General features: G+C 77.2%; 16 protein-coding genes. 8 read left to right on the forward strand and 8 right to left on the reverse strand.

The features are described from left to right. The first annotated feature begins 54 nt into the window (after positions 1-54). Positions 55-630: a HEAT repeat domain-containing protein gene (locus CP974_RS26220; RefSeq protein ID WP_085921645.1), complete on the forward strand. Its 576-nt coding sequence runs from the start codon at positions 55-57 to the stop codon at positions 628-630. A gap of 288 nt (positions 631-918) precedes the next feature. Here CP974_RS26220 and CP974_RS26225 read toward each other — a convergent pair whose 3' ends face one another. The 3 genes from CP974_RS26225 to CP974_RS26235 are packed head-to-tail and all read right to left on the reverse strand — an operon-like array spanning position 919 to position 3,489. Beyond that, a complete protein-coding gene (locus CP974_RS26225; protein ID WP_031136781.1) occupies positions 919-1,434 on the reverse strand; it encodes a GNAT family N-acetyltransferase in 516 nt (171 codons plus the stop codon). Beyond that, positions 1,431-1,844, reverse strand: a complete 414-nt coding sequence (locus CP974_RS26230; protein WP_031136779.1) for a RidA family protein — start codon at positions 1,842-1,844, stop codon at positions 1,431-1,433. Before CP974_RS26230 ends, CP974_RS26225 begins: the two co-directional genes overlap by 4 nt. Positions 1,845-1,896: 52 nt before the next feature. Continuing rightward, a complete protein-coding gene (locus CP974_RS26235) occupies positions 1,897-3,489 on the reverse strand; it encodes an alpha/beta hydrolase (RefSeq protein WP_031136778.1) in 1,593 nt (530 codons plus the stop codon). A gap of 180 nt (positions 3,490-3,669) precedes the next feature. On the opposite strand from CP974_RS26235, the gene CP974_RS26240 reads away from it, so the two are divergent. Continuing rightward, positions 3,670-4,116, forward strand: a complete 447-nt coding sequence (locus tag CP974_RS26240) for an SRPBCC family protein (RefSeq protein WP_031136776.1) — start codon at positions 3,670-3,672, stop codon at positions 4,114-4,116. A gap of 228 nt (positions 4,117-4,344) precedes the next feature. On the opposite strand, the gene CP974_RS26245 is transcribed toward CP974_RS26240, so the two are convergent. After that, entirely contained in the window at positions 4,345-4,908 is a 564-nt protein-coding gene (locus CP974_RS26245) for a hemerythrin domain-containing protein (protein WP_031130656.1), read from the reverse strand. A 136-nt stretch (positions 4,909-5,044) separates the two neighbouring features. On the opposite strand from CP974_RS26245, the gene CP974_RS26250 reads away from it, so the two are divergent. Continuing rightward, positions 5,045-5,557, forward strand: a complete 513-nt coding sequence (locus CP974_RS26250) for a hypothetical protein (RefSeq protein WP_037937612.1) — start codon at positions 5,045-5,047, stop codon at positions 5,555-5,557. A 164-nt stretch (positions 5,558-5,721) separates the two neighbouring features. On the opposite strand, the gene CP974_RS26255 is transcribed toward CP974_RS26250, so the two are convergent. After that, complete coding sequence (locus CP974_RS26255) at positions 5,722-6,897, reverse strand: amino acid aminotransferase (RefSeq protein ID WP_031130652.1); 1,176 nt, start codon at positions 6,895-6,897, stop codon at positions 5,722-5,724. Next, the gene (locus CP974_RS26260) at positions 6,890-7,861 is read right to left on the reverse strand and encodes a DMT family transporter (RefSeq protein WP_031130650.1); all 972 of its coding nucleotides are present in this window, start codon (positions 7,859-7,861) and stop codon (positions 6,890-6,892) included. Before CP974_RS26260 ends, CP974_RS26255 begins: the two co-directional genes overlap by 8 nt. 280 nt (positions 7,862-8,141) lie before the next feature. On the opposite strand from CP974_RS26260, the gene CP974_RS26265 reads away from it, so the two are divergent. The 5 genes from CP974_RS26265 (at position 8,142) to CP974_RS26285 (ending at position 14,232) form a co-directional block, all read left to right on the forward strand. After that, positions 8,142-8,606 (forward strand): Lrp/AsnC family transcriptional regulator, encoded by a 465-nt coding sequence (locus tag CP974_RS26265; protein WP_031130648.1) that lies wholly within the window; start codon positions 8,142-8,144, stop codon positions 8,604-8,606. A gap of 221 nt (positions 8,607-8,827) precedes the next feature. Next, the gene (locus CP974_RS26270) at positions 8,828-9,661 is read left to right on the forward strand and encodes a M55 family metallopeptidase (RefSeq protein WP_031130646.1); all 834 of its coding nucleotides are present in this window, start codon (positions 8,828-8,830) and stop codon (positions 9,659-9,661) included. Next, positions 9,654-11,042, forward strand: coding sequence for a M20/M25/M40 family metallo-hydrolase (locus CP974_RS26275; protein ID WP_031130644.1), 1,389 nt, complete (start codon positions 9,654-9,656; stop codon positions 11,040-11,042). The genes CP974_RS26270 and CP974_RS26275 overlap by 8 nt, the downstream gene beginning before the upstream one ends. Before the next feature lie 20 nt (positions 11,043-11,062). Then, positions 11,063-13,054 (forward strand): LpqB family beta-propeller domain-containing protein, encoded by a 1,992-nt coding sequence (locus CP974_RS26280; protein WP_031130642.1) that lies wholly within the window; start codon positions 11,063-11,065, stop codon positions 13,052-13,054. 251 nt (positions 13,055-13,305) lie between these two features. After that, positions 13,306-14,232, forward strand: a complete 927-nt coding sequence (locus CP974_RS26285; protein ID WP_223844650.1) for a S66 peptidase family protein — start codon at positions 13,306-13,308, stop codon at positions 14,230-14,232. 72 nt (positions 14,233-14,304) lie between these two features. Here CP974_RS26285 and CP974_RS26290 read toward each other — a convergent pair whose 3' ends face one another. Further along, positions 14,305-15,396 (reverse strand): adenosine deaminase, encoded by a 1,092-nt coding sequence (locus CP974_RS26290; protein ID WP_031130638.1) that lies wholly within the window; start codon positions 15,394-15,396, stop codon positions 14,305-14,307. A gap of 344 nt (positions 15,397-15,740) precedes the next feature. Continuing rightward, complete coding sequence (locus tag CP974_RS26295; RefSeq protein WP_031130636.1) at positions 15,741-16,481, reverse strand: GntR family transcriptional regulator; 741 nt, start codon at positions 16,479-16,481, stop codon at positions 15,741-15,743. Positions 16,482-16,486: the final 5 nt, after the last annotated feature.

Raw genomic sequence — 16,486 nt, forward strand, 5'->3', positions numbered from 1 at the left:
GGGCCGCCCGGTGTGATCTGGATCGCGGACCCGGCCGTCGCTACCCTGGCCGCCATGGACCCCGACTTCGGCTCCCTCACCGACCGGCTGGAGGGCGAGGCGGGGGACGACCCCGCCTACCGGCGGCTCCTCGCGACGGACGACCGCGACGAGCTGGCCGCCGTCCTCACCGCGCCCCGCATGCCGCTGTGGGCGCGGGAGCTGGCCGCGTTCCGGCTGGGCACCGCGGGCGACCGGCGGGCCTTCGAGGCGCTCGTCCTGCTGCTCAACCACCGCGACCCCGAGCGGTGCGTCGGCGCCGCCCACGCGCTGACCGTGCTGGGCGACCCCCGGACCGCGCGCGCCGCAGCCGCGCTCGCCACCAACGAACTGCGCGTCGCCTACGCCCTCGTACCCGTACGGCTCCTGACCGCGCTGCGCGCTCCCGAGTCCGTCCCGGCGCTCGTCACCGTGCTGGGCCGCCGACTGGCCCCGGGCGACCCGTACTGGCGCGTCGGCGTCGCCTGCGCGGAGGGGCTGGGCGCCCTGGCCGACCCCCGCGCCCGCCCCGTCCTGGAGGCGGCCCGCCCCCACCCCCGCATCGGCCCGGCCGCCGCGACCGCGCTGATCAGGCTGCCGGCCACGTCCTGACCGGGCCGCCGTGCCCGTCCGGCCCCGCCGTGCGCGTCCCCGCCGGCCGCCGTGCCCGTCCCGGCCGGTCGCGGAGGCCGGCCCGCCCGCTTACCGGGCCGGGCGCCCGGGCCCGGGCGCCCGGCCCCGGCCGCCGCCGTCCGCTCCGGCAGCCCCGGCCGCCGCTGCCACGCCCGCCCGCTCCGGCCGCCACCGCCGCTTCGCCCCGCCCCGGCCGGGGCCGTCCACCCCGGGCGCCCGGCCCCGGCCCATACGCCCAGGCGCTGCGGGCCGGCCACGCGCGGGCCGCTACAGGCCCTTCGCGTACCGCACTTCCACCACCGTCGCGCCGCCGACCTCCCACGGCTCGCTCGCCCCGTCCGGCGCGAACCCGGCCTTCGCGTAGAAGCGGCGGCCCCGCGCGTTGCCCTCCAGGACCCACAGCGACAGCCGCCCGTACCCCAGCGCCGCCGCCCGTGCCGCCACCTCGTCCGCCAGCGCGCGCCCCACGCCCGTCCCCACCACGTCGGGACGGACGTACAGCGCGTACAGCTCCCCGTCGCCGGGGCCCGCGCCCGGCGACCGGTCCGGCCCGAAGGCCGCCCAGCCCACCACCTCCCCGGCGCGCTCCGCCACCAGGTGCGCCCCCCGCTCCCCGGCGCGCGCGAGCTGCTCGCGGTGGGCCGAAGCGCCCTCCTCGGGGCTCATCGCCGCCAGGTACGCCTCGGGCAGCAGCCCCCGGTAGGCGAACCGCCACCCGGCCACCCGCACCCCGGCGACCGCCGCGCAGTCGGCCTCCGTCATCCCCCTGACCAGCACCGTCATGGCCGCGACCCTTCGGGGACGAGCGCGAACGCCTCGACCTCCAGCAGCAGTTCCGGCCGGAACAGGGCGGTGACCTGCACGGCCGTGCTCGCCGGGGGAGGGGTCGTGCCGAGTGCCTCGTCGCGGGCCGCGCGCACCGCCGGGAGGTACGCCACGTCCGTCACGTAGTACGTCAGCTTCACCACGTCGTCGAACGCGGCGCCCGCCGCGGCCAGGCAGCGGCGCAGGTTGGCGAAGACCTGCCGGGCCTGGGCCGCCGGGTCGCCCTCGCCGACCACCTCGCCGTCCGCGTCGAGGGCGCACTGCCCGGACACGGCCACGAACCGCCCCGTCCCCCACACGACATGGCTGTAGCCGGAGCCGGGCGCGACCCCCTCGGGGGCCGCCACACGCGTCAGATGAGTCGTCATGCCGCCCATCCTGCGCGAGAGCCCCGCCCCGCCGCGCCGGGTTTACGGGGCGTCAGCCCCCGTGGGCGCGGGCGGCGAGCGCCCCGTGCACCGCCGGGGGCGCCTCGCGCGCCGCCCGCGCGGGGTCCGCCGCCGCCGAGGGCACCGGGGCGGGGCGGGCCGGGCACACCGTGTCCGGCCCGTCGCCGCCGTCGCCGCGCGGCACCTCCCCGGTGTCCAGGTACCGGACGAGGACGCGGTCGGCGCAGGCGTTGCCGCGCAGCGTCACCGCGTGGTTGCCGCCGCCGCGCTCCACGACCAGCCGGGAGCCGGCCAGCAGCCGGTGGGCGGCGAGCGCCCCCTCGTACGGCGTGGCCGCGTCCTCGGTCGCCTGGAACAGCAGCATCGGCGGCACCGCCGCGTTCGCCACGTCCGGCGGCGTCAGCGACGGCACCGGCCAGAACGCGCACGGCGCGTTGTACCAGGCGTTGTTCCAGGTGGAGAACGGCGCCTTCGTGTGGGCGGCCCACATGTCGCGGTGCCACACCCCCCACGACCGGGGCCACGGGGCGTCCCGGCACTCGACCGCCGTGTACCCGGCGTACGCGTTGGCGGTGGACCCGTCCGGAGCGGCGAGCGACTCGTACGCCGCCACCAGCGGCCCCGCGTCGCCCTCCTTCGCGTACGCGGAGAAGGCGGCGGCCAGCAGCGGCCAGTACCCGTCGTGGTAGGCGCCCGGCAGGAAGGTGTCCTCCACCTCCGCCGCGCCGACCCGGCCGTCCGCGGGCGCCTCGCGCAGCGCGGCGCGCATCGCGTACCAGCGGTCCTCCACCCGTGCCGGGTCGCCGCCGAGCCCGTAGACCCGGTCGTGCCGGGCCACCCACGCGAGGAAGGCCTTGTGCCGCGCGTCGAACGCGTGGTCCTGCGCCAGGTTCGCGTCGTACCAGACGCCGCCGGGGTGGACCACCGAGTCGAGGACCGCGCGCCGCACCCGCCGCGGGTACAGCTTCGCGTACACGGCGCCCAGGTACGTCCCGTACGAGTAGCCGAAGTAGTTGACGCGCGGGGCGCCGAGGGCCTCGCGGATCGCGTCCATGTCGCGGGCGGCGGCCACGGTGCCCATGTGCGGCAGCAGCCGCCCGTGCGCGTCGCCGCACGCGCGCGCGAAGGCCGCCGCGCGGGCCGCGCCCCGCCGCTCCTCGCGCGCGTCGCGCGGCACCGGGTCGGGCCGCACGGGCGCGAAGTGGTCCGGCCGGCAGGTCAGGGCGGGCCTGCTGGCGCCGGTGCCGCGCGGGTCGAAGCCGATCACGTCGTACCGCGCGGCGAGCTCCGCCGGGAGGGACGCGGCCACGAACCCGGCCAGGTCGCGGCCACCGGCGCCGGGCCCGCCCGGGTTGACCAGCAGCGGGCCGTCGAAGGTGCGCGCGGTGTGCCGGACGCGGGACAGGGCGAGGGTGATCCGTTCCCCGTCCGGGTCGGCGTGGTCGAGGGGCACCCGCAGCGAGGCGCACTCCAGCTTCGGGTACCGCGCGGTGCCGCACGCCGTCCAGGAGAGCGACGGCGTACGGGGCTTCGGCGCGGGCGGTTCGGCGGCCGAGGGGGCGGCGCCGACCGCGCCCGCGATCAGCGCGCCCGCCGCGATGAGGGTTCCTGCGCGTTTCTGCATCCGGCCAGTCTCCGGGCGCCGCCCCGCCGGACCGGGCCGGACGGGCCCCGGTCCACCCGTACGTGACCCGATCGGGCGGCGCGGGCGTCCCACCGCGTGGGCGACGCCCGATTTGGGTCCGCGCGGCCCAGGTGGTTGGCTGGGCCCGCAACGAGTACGGCGAACGCGGGAGGCACAGCAATGGCGCAGGTGGAGGCCACCACGGAACGGGTCGTCGCGGCGGACCCGGAGACCGTCTTCGACGCCCTGGCCGACTACGCGGGGACCCGCGGCACGCTGCTGCCCGAGCAGTTCAGCGCGTACGAGGTGCGGGAGGGCGGCGACGGCGAGGGCACCGTCGTCCACTGGCGGCTCCAGGCCACCAGCAAGCGCGTCCGGGACTGCCTGCTCGACGTCACCGAGCCCACCGACGGGCAGCTCGTCGAGAAGGACCGCAACTCCTCCATGGTGACCACCTGGACCGTCACGCCCGCCGGGCAGGGCCGCTCCCGCGTCGTCGTCACCACCGTGTGGAACGGCGCCGGCGGCATCGGCGGCTTCTTCGAGCGCACCTTCGCCCCCAAGGGCCTCGGCCGCATCTACGACGCCCTGCTCGCCAACCTCGCCGCCGCGACCGAGAAGAAGTGACCCGGAAGCGGCCCGCCGCGGCCGCGTGACGCGCCGTCACCGGCCCCGCCGGGCCGAGCGCGCCGTCCGCCCGCCGGGCCGCGTGGTGTTCCGGGCGCGGGGCGGTCGCGGCGGCCCGCCGGGGCGGGCCTTTGCGCACGCGCGGGGACGGCGGCGCGCACCCGCGCCGCCGTCCCCGCGACCGTGCCGGGCCGCGCCCCCGCGGAGCGCCGCCCGGTCCCCGGACCGTCAGCCGTGCTTGCCGCGGCCCGTGAGGGCGTCGCGCAGCCGGTCGATCATGCCCGTGCCCGGGGCGAGGAGCTTGTTGGCCGGCGGCTTGTCCGGGGCCGCCGGGTGCGGCCGGGTCGGCGCCGTCTTCTTCGCGTGCCGGACCTTCTCGCCCAGCTCCTCCAGCGTCTCCTGCGGGCAGGCCTCGCGGAGCCTCGGCAGCAGGTTGGCCTCCTCGTCCGCGACGTGCTCGCGGATCTCCGCCATCAGCTGCGTGACCAGCGCGTCGAACCGGGGGTCGTCCGCCTTGCAGCCCTCCAGCTCCTTCATCGTGCGCTCGGCCGACGCGTGGTCCTCCAGCTCCTTGTCGGCGAGCGCGTCGCCGCCCGCCAGGTGCTCGCGCACCGCCGGGTACAGGTACTCCTCCTCCGCGACGGAGTGGCGGACCAGCTCCATCGTGACCTGGTCGGCGAGGCGCTTGCGCTCCGGGTCGCCGGAGGGCAGCTCCGTGATGCGCGTGAACAGCTCCTCCACCTCCCGGTGGTCGGTGGTCAGCTCGGTGATCACGTCTCCGCCGTGTCCCATGGGTTCCTCCGCGTTCCGGGGTGATCGGTGCAGAGTGCGGATACCACGGGGAGCGGGTGATATGCGTCATTACGCCGGACGGCCCCGCCGGGGTACCGTGCGACCGTCCGCACCCGTTCGGCCCAACGGACCACTCGTGCACCCACAGCTCGCCCCCCTCGTCGCCGCCACCGCGCAGTGGCTGCTGCGCGCGTACCCGCCGGAGAACGGCGCCGTGGACCGCGCCCTCGCCGAGGCGCAGGCCCGCCAGGCGGTGGCCGTCGCCGCCGCGCTGCGCTACCCCACCGACCTCGACGCCGCCCTGGTCGCCCTGACCGGGGGCGGGGGCGCCGGCCGGCTCGACTGGGCGACCGGCGCGGAGCCGGACGAGGCCCCCTGGCGGAGCTGGGTGGACGAGGTGCTGGCCAGCTGGGCGGCCTGCCTGCTCGGCGAACCCCGTCTGGCGGAGGCCGCCGTCGCCGCCGCGGCGGCCACCGCCGGGCACGCCCACGCCGGGTACCGCCGCCTTCTGGCCCCCGGTGACCGGGACCTCCGCGCGGCGGCCCTGCTGCGCCACCCCGACCTGCTGGCCCCGGTCGCGGACCTGCACCGCGCGCGGCTGCTGGCCGCCCTGGCCCTCGACCCCGAGGACCCGGCGGTCCCGGTGTAGCCCGGCGGCCGGTGGGCGCCGCGGGGCGCCTCCGACCGGGCGCCGCGGGGTGCCCCGCCCTCCCGCGCGCCAGGGTGCCCGGCCCTCCCGGCGCGCCGGCCCCCGGTCCGTCCACGCCGGGCGACCGGCGGTTCATGCCGGTCCGCCCGGCGACGGCCGCGCGTTCAGACGCCCGCCGGCTCCAGGACCGCCGCGAGCGCCGCGGCCAGCCGGCCCGCTTTGTCCACCGGCAGGCCCGCGATGTTCACGCGGCCCGTCGCCGTGCCGTAGACCGCGTGGTCCCGCCGCAGCACCGTCATCTGCTCCGGCGACAGCGGCAGCCCCGCGAACATGCCCTTCTGCCGCGCCAGCGGCTCCGCCCATCCGCCCAGGCCCAGCGCCTCCAGCTCGGCCACGAGGGCGGCGCGGTTGGCGGCGATCCGGTCGCGCATGCCGTCCAGCTCCGCCCGCCACAGCCCGCGCAGCTCCGCGTCCTGGAGGACGGTCGCCACGACCGCGGCCCCGTGCTCGGGCGGCATCGAGTACAGGGTGCGGGCGGCGTTCTGCAGGGCGGTCTCCACGTGGCGCAGCGCCGGCGCCGACGAGCCCAGCACGATCGCGCAGCCCGTACGGTCCGCGTACAGCCCGAAGTTCTTCGAGCAGCTCACCGCGACCAGCACCTCCGGCAGCCGCTCCGCCAGCGTCCTCGCCGCCCACAGGTCCTCGTCCAGACCGTCGCCCAGCCCGTGGTACGCCAGGTCCAGGAACGGCACCCAGCCCGTACGGGCCGCCATGTCCGCCAGCGCCTCCCACACCTCGCGCGTCGGGTCGGCCCCGGTCGGGTTGTGGCAGCAGCCCTGCAGCAGGACCACGTCGTCGCGGCCCGCGCCGCGCAGGTCGGCCAGCAGCTCCTGGTGGTCCGTCCAGCGGTACGCGCGCACCGCGAGGCCCGCGGCCTGCAGGATGGGCCGGTGGTTGACGTACGCCGGGTCGCTGATCCACACCGTCGCGCCGGGCCGGGTCTGCCGCACCAGGTCCGCGAGCAGCCGCAGCGCGCCCGTGCCCGCCACCGTCTGCACGGCGACGGCCCGCCCGGCCGGCACGGCCCCGCCCAGCACCAGCTCCAGCATCGCCCCGTTGAAGGCCGGGTTGCCCGACAGCCCCCGGTACTCCTTCGACGCGGACACCTCGGCGAGGCGTATCTCGGCCTCCCGCACGGCCCGCATCACCGGGGTGACGCCGTTGTGGTCGCGGTAGACGCCCAGCACCAGGTCGAGCCGGTCGGTGCGCGGGTCGGCGCCGTACTCGGCGGCCAGGTCCCACAGCGGATCGGCGGGCGGGGCGGGCAGCAGCTCAAGCATCGGGGGAGACCTCCGGTTCACGCGGGGTACGGGGGCGCCGGTTCGCGAGGACCACGCCCGTGGTGATGAGGGGTACGCCGACGAGGACGGCCACCGTCGGCCGCTCGCCCAGCAGGGGGATCGCCAGCAGGACCACGGCCACCGGGCTGAGGCTGCCCACCACGGAGCTGCGCTCGGCCCCCAGCCGCCTGATCGCGAACGCGTACAGCAGCCCGGCGCACAACCCCACGCCCAGGCCCTGCACCACGAGGAAGAGCGCCACGTCCGCGACGGCCGCGCCGGCCCATCCGGTCGGCAGGACCCCGGCCGCCACCAGCACCGCGACCACCGCGAACGACGGCAGGCACAGCAGCCCGATCGACCCGACCGGGTCCAGGTCCACCTCCCGCAGGCCCACCGTGTACAGCGCCCACAGCCCGCTCGCCACCAGCAGCGTCCCGGAGCCCAGCATCACGTCGCCGTCGAACGGCACCGCGTACCGCCACACCAGCGCCACCACGCCCGCCGCGATCAGTGCCAGACCGGCCGCCTGCGTGCCGCGCGGCACGCCCCGCCCCCGCGCCACCATCAGCGCGGACACGAACAGCGGCACCATGCCCGGCACGATCGCCCCGACGAACGACGCGGAGGTCAGCGACCCGCCGAACATCGCCGCCAGGAAGAACGGCACCCCGGCCCCGCACACGATCTTCGCCGCCGGTCCGGGCCGTACCGACGCCAGCGCCCGCCGGCGCCGCCACAGGGCGGGAGCCAGGACGACCAGCGGCACGCCGAAGCGCAGCAGCGCCGCGTCGGCGGGCAGCAGCGTCGAGGCGCTCAGCGCGCGGGCGCTCAGCGCGAAGGCCGCCCAGATCGACACGGTCAGCAGCAGCGCCGCCATGCCCGCGGCGCGCGGGGACAGGGCGCGCGGGAGCGCCGCGCGGCCCGCCGCGGCCACCTCCGCCGTGCTCGTCGTCGCGACCACAACACCCTCCCGAAGTACGAAACCCCCTGTACACCGCAACGCTACGCTCGAAGCAGGGGCAGCCGATTGCCAAATCTGCCCCTCACGCCTACCGTGAGGGCAGGATCTGCCACGATCGGACAGGGTGGGCCGGGGCGGCCGGGACCGGCGGGACGGCTTGGACGGCCGGTACGGCTCGGGCAGCCGGGGGCCCGGACGCCGGTGCGGCCGGGACCGGCGGGGCGGACCCAGGCGGAGCGGGCGGTCGGGCCCGCACGGGCCCCCGGAGCGGACGGCGGACATGGACGACATCGACCTGCGGATCATCCGGGAGCTCCAGGCCGACGGCCGGCTCACCAACCAGGAGCTCGCCGACCGCGTGCGGCTCTCCCCCTCACCGTGCCTGCGCCGGGTGCGCCGCCTGGAGGAGGCCGGGCTGATCCGCGGCTACACCGCGATGGTCGACCAGGTCGCGTACGGGCTGCCGATCACCGTGTTCGTCCGCATCCGCCTGGAACGGCACACGGCGGAGGCGGTCGCCGTGTTCGAGGAGCACGTCGCGCTCATCGAGCACATCCAGGACTGCTACCTCATGGCCGGCAGCAGCGACTACCTGCTGCGGGTGGTGATCGAGAGCCTGGAGGCGTACGAACGGCTCGTCCGCGACCGGATCCACGCCATCCCCGGCATCGCGTCCATCGAGTCCAGCTTCGCGTTCGGCAGCGTCAAACAATCCCGCACCTACCCGCGGCCTGCTTCTCTCTGAGGCGCGTTGCGCCTCCGGGGCGCTGTGAGCGGGTGTCGAGCCCCCGTCCGTGCTCGGCCCTCCTTCGTCGGGCACTCCGCGCGGCCGGGTTCTCGACACCCGCGCGCCCCTTCGGCTCCACGCGCTCCAGTCGGTTCTCGGCGCCCGCGCGCCCCTTCGGCTTCACCCTTGGTTCAGGGGGTCGTCCGGCTTCGGGGTGGGGTGGGCGTACGGTGTGGGGCATGAAGATCCTCATCAGTGCCGACATGGAGGGCGCCACCGGGGTCACCTGGCCCGCCGACGTCCTGCCCGGCACCCCGCAGTGGGAGCGCTGCCGGAGGCTGTTCACCTCCGACGTCAACGCGGCCGTCCTCGGCTTCCTCGACGGCGGCGCCGACGAGGTCCTCATCAACGAGGCCCACTGGACGATGCGCAACCTCCTCCTGGAGGAACTCGACCCGCGCGCCCAGATGCTGACCGGACGGCACAAGGCGCTCTCCATGGTCGAGGGCGTCCAGCGCGGCGACGTGGACGGCATCGCCTTCGTCGGCTACCACACGGGCGCCGGCACCGAGGGCGTCCTCGCCCACACGTACCTGGCCAACTCCATCACCGGCGTCTGGCTCAACGGGGTCCGCGCGAGCGAGGGCCACCTCAACGCGCACGTCGTCGCCGAGTACGGGGTGCCCGTCGTCCTCGTCACCGGCGACGACCTGACGTGCCGCGACGCGCTCGGCTACGCGCCCGAGGCGCGCATGGTCGCCGTGAAGGACCATGTCTCGCGGTACGCGGCGGTCTGCCGCACCCCCGAGCGGACGGCCGCCGACATCCGCGCGGCGGCGAAGGAGGCGGCGGGCCTCGCCGTACGGTACGAACCGGTGCGCGGCGGCCCGTACACCGTGGAGCTGGAGTTTGACGCGGAGCACCTGGCCGCGGCCGCCACCGTCGTACCGGGGGTGGCGGCGAGCGGTGAGCGCCGGGTGGCGTACACCAGCGAGACGATGTACGAGGCCATCCGCACCTTCAAGGCGGTCACCACGATCGTCTCGGCCGCAGTGGAGGAGCAGTATGGCTGACCGGAGCCCTCTGGACCGGAAGCAGGACCGGGAGCAGGACCGGGATCGGTACGCGCCGGACGCGCCGGGCGCGACGGCGTTCGACGAGGTGGTGCGGTTCACCTCCGACCTCATCCGGATCGACACCACCAACCGCGGCGGCGGCGACTGCCAGGAGCGGCCCGCCGCCGAGTACGTCGCCGAACGGCTGGCCGACGCCGGCGTCGAACCGCGCCTGCTGGAGCGCACGAAGGGCCGCGCCAACGTCGTCGCCCGCATCGAGGGCACCGACCCGTCGGCCGACGCGCTGCTCGTCCACGGCCACCTCGACGTGGTCCCGGCCGAGCCGGACGAGTGGACCGTCCACCCGTTCTCCGGCGAGGTCCGCGACGGCGTCGTGTGGGGGCGGGGCGCCGTCGACATGAAGAACATGGACGCGATGGTCCTCGCCGTCGTCCGCGACTGGGCGCGCCGCGGCGTCCGGCCGCGCCGCGACATCGTCATCGCCTACACGGCCGACGAGGAGGCGAGCGCCGCCGACGGCGCCGGCTTCCTCGCCGACCGGCACGCCGACCTCTTCGAGGGCTGCACCGAGGCCATCGGCGAGTCCGGCGCGTACACCTTCCACGCCGGGCACGGCATGACGCTGTACCCGATCGGCGCGGGCGAGCGCGGCACCTCGTGGCTGGAGCTGACCGCGCGGGGCCGCGCCGGGCACGGCTCGAAGGTGAACCGGGAGAACGCGGTCACCCGCCTCGCCGCGGCCGTCGCCCGCATCGGCGAGCACCGCTGGCCCATCCGCCTCACCACCACCGTCCGCGCCGCCCTCACGGAGCTGGCCGCGCTGCACGGCATCGACGCGCCCGACCTGGACGACCCGGAGTACGACGTCGACGCGCTCCTCGCCCGGCTCGGCCCGTCCGCCACCCTCGTCGAGGCGACCCTGCGCAACAGCGCCAACCCGACGATGCTCCAGGCCGGCTACAAGGTGAACGTCATCCCCGGCGCGGCCGGCGCCCACGTCGACGGGCGGGTCGTGCCCGGCGGCGAGCGGGAGTTCGAGGCGACCCTCGACCAGCTGACCGGACCGGACGTCGACTGGGAGTACGTGCACCGGGAGGTCGCCCTGGAGGCGCCGGTCGGCTCCCCGACGTACGCCGCGCTGCGGGCCGCGATCGAGCGGTTCGACCCGGACGCGCACGTCGTGCCGTTCTGCATGTCCGGCGGGACCGACGCCAAGCAGTTCTCCCGGCTGGGCATCGTCGGCTACGGTTTCGCCCCGCTGAGGCTGCCCGTCGGCTTCGACTACCAGGCGATGTTCCACGGCGTCGACGAGCGCGTCCCGGTCGACGCGCTGCACTTCGGCGTCCGGGTCCTCGACCACTGTCTGCGCACCGTCTAGCCCACAGGGGGGAGTCGTCCATGGAGCCCACGCGGCCCTACGGAACGTGGCCGTCACCGATCGACGCGGGGCTCGCCGCCGCGCACGACGGGCTGCCCGAGTACGTCGGCACGGTCGGCGACGAGGTGTGGTGGACCGCGCCCCGGCCCGCCGAGGGCGGCCGGCGCGCCCTGGTGCGCCGCACCGCCGACGGCACGGAGGCCTCCGTCCTGCCGCCCCCGTGGAACGTCCGCAGCCGCGTCAACGAGTACGGCGGGCAGCCGTGGGCGGGCACGGCGCGGGGCGGCGGCGCCGGGCCGCTCGTCGTCTTCTGCCACTTCCCCGACCAGCGGCTCTACGCCCACGAGCCGGACGGCACCGCCCCACCGCGCCCGCTCACCCCGGTCTCGGCGACCGGCGGCGGGCTGCGCTGGGCCGACCCGGTCCTCCACCCGGACGGCACCGAGGTCTGGTGCGTCCTGGAGGAGTACACCGGCGAGGGCCCCGGCGACGTGCGGCGCGTCATCGCCGCCGTACCGCTCGACGGCTCGGCCGCCTCCGACCGCACCGCGATACGCGAGCTGACCGACGACCGGCACCGGTTCGTCACCGGGCCGCGCCTCTCCCCGGACGGCACCAGGGCGGCCTGGCTCGCCTGGGACCACCCGCTGATGCCGTGGGACGGCACGCTCCTGATGACCGGCGAGGTCGTGCCCGGCGGGCCGTTCGCCTCCGTCACGCCCGTCGCCGGGGCCGTCGACGAGTCGGTCTGCCAGGTCGACTGGGCGCCCGACGGCTCCCTGCTCTACGCCTCCGACCGGGGCGGCTGGTGGGAGCTGTACCGGCGGGCGCCCGGCGCGACCGAGGCCACCGCCCTGTGCGCGGGCCGCGGGGAGGAGTTCGGCGGGCCGCTGTGGAAGGTGGGCTGGCGATGGTTCCGCCCGCTCGACAGCGGCCTCGTCGCCGTCGTCCACGGCCGGGGCACCACCGCGCTGGGCATCCTCGACCCCGAGACCGGGGAACTGGTGGACGCCGCCGGGCCGTGGACCGAGTGGGCGCCCACCCTCGCCGCGCACGGCAGCCGCGTCTTCGGCGTCGCCGCCGGCCCGCGCGGCGGCTACGAGGTCGTGGAACTGGACACCGGCACCGGCCGCGCCCGCGTGGTCGGCGCCGCCCACCGCGACCCGGTCGACCCCGCGTACTACCCGGAGCCGCGGCGGCGCACCTTCACGGGCCCCGGCGGCCGGGAGGTCCACGCCCACCTCTACCCGCCGCACCACCCCGGCGCCACCGCCCCCGACGGGGAGCTGCCGCCGTACGTCGTGTGGGCGCACGGCGGGCCCACCGGCCGGTCGCCGCTCGTCCTCGACCTGGAGATCGCCTACTTCACCTCGCGGGGCATCGGCGTCGCCGAGGTGAACTACGGCGGCTCCACCGGCTACGGCCGCGCCTACCGCGACCGGCTGCGCGGGCAGTGGGGCGTCGTGGACGTCGAGGACTGCGCCGCCGTCGCGCGGGCGCTCGCCGCCGAGGGCACCGCCGACCCGGCGCGGCTGGCCATCCGCGGCGGCAGCGCCGGAGGGTGGACCGCCGCCGCGTCGCTGGCCGCCACCGACGTGTACGCCTGCGCCGCCGTCCTCTACCCGGTCCTCGACCTGACGGCCTGGGGGACCGGCGGGGAGACCCACGACTTCGAGTCGCACTACCTGGAGTCGCTCGTCGGCCCGCACGCCGAGGTGCCCGGCCTGTACGAGGAGCGCTCCCCGCTGAACCGGGCCGACCGGATCAGCGCGCCGTTCGTCCTGCTCCAGGGGCTGGACGACCTGATCTGCCCGCCCGCGCAGAGCGAGCGGTTCCTGGCCCGCATGGCGGGGCGCGGCGTGCCGCACGCGTACCTCGCGTTCGAGGGCGAGGAGCACGGCTTCCGGCGCGCCGAGACCCTGGTGCGCGCCCTGGAGGCCGAACTGGCGCTGTACGCGCGGGCCTTCGGCCTCGACCGCGCCGATGTGCCGGAGCTGGAGTGGCGGACGTGAACCCGCCGTCCGCGCCCGCGCGGGAGGCCGCGGCGCCGGGGGCTGTGGTGGCCTCGGGGCCGGTGGGCTCGGGTCCGGTGGCCTCGGCTGTGGTGGCCTCGGGGCCGGGGCCGGGGCCGGGGCCGGGGCCGGGGCCGGGGCCGGCTGCGGCGTCCTCGGCGGCTCTCGGGGCGGTGGGGCCTTCCCCGCTCGCGACGGCGTCCGTGGCGGTGCGGCAAGCGGCGGTGCCGGCTCCGTGCCCGGTGGCGCCGCTGGTGCCGCTCACCCGGCCGGAGCGGCTGCGGCCGGGCGCGCGGGTCGCCGTCGTCTCGCCCAGCGGCCCGGTGCTCGGCGAGCGGCTGGCCGCCGGTCTCGCGGTGCTGCGCGGCTGGGGCCTGGACGCGGTGGCCCTCCCGCACGTCCTGGACCGCCACCCAGGCGCCCGCTACCTGGCCGGCGTGGACGAGGACCGGGCCCGCGACCTCCAGGCCGCCTGGTGCGACCCGGACGTGGACGCGGTGGTCTGCGCCCGCGGCGGCTACGGCGCGCAGCGCGTCGTGGACCTGCTCGACTGGGACGCGATGCGGGCGGCGGGCCCGAAGGTGTTCGTCGGGTTCAGCGACGCGACCGCGCTGCACGAGGCGTTCGCCCTGCGGATGGGCCTGGCCACCCTGCACGGCCCGATGGCCGGGACGGCCGGCTTCCTGGAGGAGGCCGCCACCCGCGCGTCGCTGCGGGCCGCGCTGACCGAGCCGGAGGCGGCGCGGGTGCTCGGCTCGCCCACGGCCCGGCCGCTGGTGCCGGGGCGGGCGCGGGGCGTCACGGTGGGCGGCTGCCTCAGCCTGCTCGCCTCCAACCTGGGCACGCCCGACGGGCGCGCGTCGCTGCGCGGCGGGCTGCTGCTCCTGGAGGACGTGGGGGAGGAGCCGTACCGGATCGACCGGATGCTCACCCAGCTGCTGCGGGCGGGCCTGCTGGACGGGCTGGCCGGCGTCGCGCTCGGCTCGTGGGCGGAGTGCGGCCCGTACGAGGAGGTCCGCGCGGTGCTGCGGGACCGGCTCGGCGGGCTCGGCGTTCCGGTCGTGGAGGAGCTGGGCTTCGGGCACGGCGCTCCCGCGCTGACCGTGCCCCTCGGCGTGCCCGCCGTCCTCGACGCGGACGCCGGGACGCTCACGGTCGAGGTGCCCGCCCTCCGCTGAGGCGCCCCGGCCCCCGGCCCCGGTCCTGTGCCGTGGGGCGGGGCCGGGCGGGCCGGGGGCGGCGGTGGCCGGTCAGGCGGAGCGGAGCGCCGCGTAGCCGGGCCGGACGATCTCGTCGACGATCCGGCGGCGCTCCGGCAGCGGGAGGAACGCGGCCTCCACGGCGGCGACGGTGAGCTCCTCGAACACCTCGGGCCCGTAGCCGAAGGCGTCCGCCATGTGCTGGAACTCCTCGCTCATGGTGGTGCCGGAGACGAGCCGGTTGTCCGTGTTGAGCGTGACCCGGAAGCCCAGGCGGCGCAGCCGGTCGATCGGGTGCGAGCCGTAGTCCTTGGCGGCGCCGGTCTGGAGGTTGGAGGTCGGGCAGACCTCCAGGGCGATGCGGTTGTCGCGGACGTACGCGGCGAGGTGGCCGAGGGTGCCGTCCTCGGCGATGTCGTCGGTGATCCGCACCCCGTGCCCGATCCGCTCGGCCCCGCACACCTGCACGGCCTCGTGGATCGACTCGGCGCCGACCGCCTCGCCCGCGTGGATGGTGAAGTGGCAGTTGTTCCGCTTCAGGTGCTGGAAGGCGGGCAGGTGCCGGGAGGGCGGGTTGCCGATCTCGCCGCCCGCGATGTCGAAGCCGCACACGCCCCGGTCGCGGTGGGCGACGGTCAGCTCGGCTATCTCCAGGGAGCGGTCCGTGTGGCGCATCCCGGTGAGCAGGGTGCCGACGGTGATCCGGCCGCCGGTGCGGCGCTCGCCCTCGCGGAAGCCCTCGTTGACGGCCTCGACGACCTCGTCCAGCGTCAGCCCGGCCGCCAGGTGCTGCTCGGGGGCGTAGCGCACCTCGGCGTAGACGACCCCGTCCGCGGCCAGGTCCTCGGCGCACTCGGCCGCGACCCGCACCAGCGCCTCGCGGGTCTGCATGACCGCGCAGGTGTGGGCGAACGTCTCCAGGTACCGCTCCAGCGACCCCGAGTCGGCGGCGTCCCGGAACCACACGGCCAGCTCGGCCGGGTCCTCGGTCGGCAGACCGGTGTAGCCGCACGCGCGGGCCAGCTCGATGATCGTGGCGGGGCGCAGACCGCCGTCCAGGTGGTCGTGGAGGACGGCCTTGGGGGCCCGGCGGATCCAGTCAGCGACGGAGACGGTCGAGGCGAGGTTGTCAGACAAGTGCATGACCGGAGTGTAGGGCACCCCGCTGCCGGGCGGCGTGACGCGCACGACAGCCGGGCCCCGTGGGCCCGGTCGGCTCGGCGGGCGGGGAGCGGCCCCCGTCGGCTCGGCGCCTTCGGCTCGGCGCCGTCGGCCCGGTCTCGTCGGCCCGGCCCCGGCCGCCGGGCTCCGGCGGGTCCCGGTCGGCGGTCGTCCCGCCTCCCGCGCCCCGCGGCGCGGGTCCCTCGACGCGGCGCCAAGCCGTGGTCGCCCGGCCTGGCGGGCCCGTTCCGGCGGTGACACGGCCCTGTGCGGCCCGGCGCCCGGCCCCCGCGGGGCCGCCCCGGCCGCCCGTGCGGCGCGCGGGCTCAGTTCGACTGGAGTACCGGCAGGGCGGGCGCGCCCGTCGGCAGCATGTGCTTCGCCGCGAGGACGGGGGTCTCCCCGACCCGCACGACCTGGGTGACCAGCACGGCCGGGGTGTCGGCCGGCCGGTCGAGCTGCTCCCCGCGCCGCTGCCCCAGCAGGGTCGCCGTCACCGCGCTGTGCGCCCCGAGCGCCACCCCGCGCGACGCCCCGGCCAGCACGGCCAGCATCGAGGCGCCCTCCGCCGCCTCCCGCAGGGCGGCGGCGAACGCCGGGTGGACGCGCTCCAGCACCCCGTCGGGCGCCGCCCACTCCTGGCTGAGCGCCGCCGCGGTGCCCTCCGCCGCCAGCAGCGACTCCCAGAACCGCAGCTCGGCCCGGACCGGTGCCAGCAGGTGCTGGGCGGTGAAGTCGGTGGGCTGCTCCACGGTGCGCAGCAGCGCCCGCACCCGGACGGGGGCGCCCGCGCCCAGCAGCTCCTCCAGCGGCCGCACGTACTCGAAGCCGCGCCGCGGCGGGCGGTCGTTGACCGTGCGCCCCACGCCGCGGCGCACCGACAGCAGCCCGTCCTCCTGGAGCAGCAGCAGCGCCTCGCGCAGGGCCGGCCGGCTCACGCCCAGCTCGGAGGCGAGGCGCGGCTCGGACGGCAGGGTGGAGCCGGGCGGGTAGGTGCCGGCGTGGATCGCGTCGACGATCCGCTCGTACAGCACCACGACCGGACGCCGCCGCTCCGTACCGACCACCGCAG

The organism is Streptomyces fradiae ATCC 10745 = DSM 40063 (assembly GCF_008704425.1).
GTDB classification, from domain to species: Bacteria; Actinomycetota; Actinomycetes; order Streptomycetales; family Streptomycetaceae; genus Streptomyces; species Streptomyces fradiae.

Excerpts from the sequence above, each read along its gene's own strand:
- CP974_RS26240 (WP_031136776.1), top strand. The coding sequence starts at position 3,670 with ATGGCGCAGGTGGAGGCCACCACGGAACGGGTCGTCGCGGCGGACCCG.
- CP974_RS26220 (WP_085921645.1), top strand. The coding sequence starts at position 55 with ATGGACCCCGACTTCGGCTCCCTCACCGACCGGCTGGAGGGCGAGGCG.
- CP974_RS26290 (WP_031130638.1), bottom strand. The coding sequence starts at position 15,396 with ATGCACTTGTCTGACAACCTCGCCTCGACCGTCTCCGTCGCTGACTGG.
- CP974_RS26280 (WP_031130642.1), top strand. The coding sequence starts at position 11,063 with ATGGAGCCCACGCGGCCCTACGGAACGTGGCCGTCACCGATCGACGCG.
- CP974_RS26265 (WP_031130648.1), top strand. The coding sequence starts at position 8,142 with ATGGACGACATCGACCTGCGGATCATCCGGGAGCTCCAGGCCGACGGC.
- CP974_RS26245 (WP_031130656.1), bottom strand. The coding sequence starts at position 4,908 with ATGGGACACGGCGGAGACGTGATCACCGAGCTGACCACCGACCACCGG.
- CP974_RS26275 (WP_031130644.1), top strand. The coding sequence starts at position 9,654 with ATGGCTGACCGGAGCCCTCTGGACCGGAAGCAGGACCGGGAGCAGGAC.
- CP974_RS26230 (WP_031136779.1), bottom strand. The coding sequence starts at position 1,844 with ATGACGACTCATCTGACGCGTGTGGCGGCCCCCGAGGGGGTCGCGCCC.
- CP974_RS26225 (WP_031136781.1), bottom strand. The coding sequence starts at position 1,434 with ATGACGGTGCTGGTCAGGGGGATGACGGAGGCCGACTGCGCGGCGGTC.
- CP974_RS26270 (WP_031130646.1), top strand. The coding sequence starts at position 8,828 with ATGAAGATCCTCATCAGTGCCGACATGGAGGGCGCCACCGGGGTCACC.
- CP974_RS26255 (WP_031130652.1), bottom strand. The coding sequence starts at position 6,897 with ATGCTTGAGCTGCTGCCCGCCCCGCCCGCCGATCCGCTGTGGGACCTG.
- CP974_RS26235 (WP_031136778.1), bottom strand. The coding sequence starts at position 3,489 with ATGCAGAAACGCGCAGGAACCCTCATCGCGGCGGGCGCGCTGATCGCG.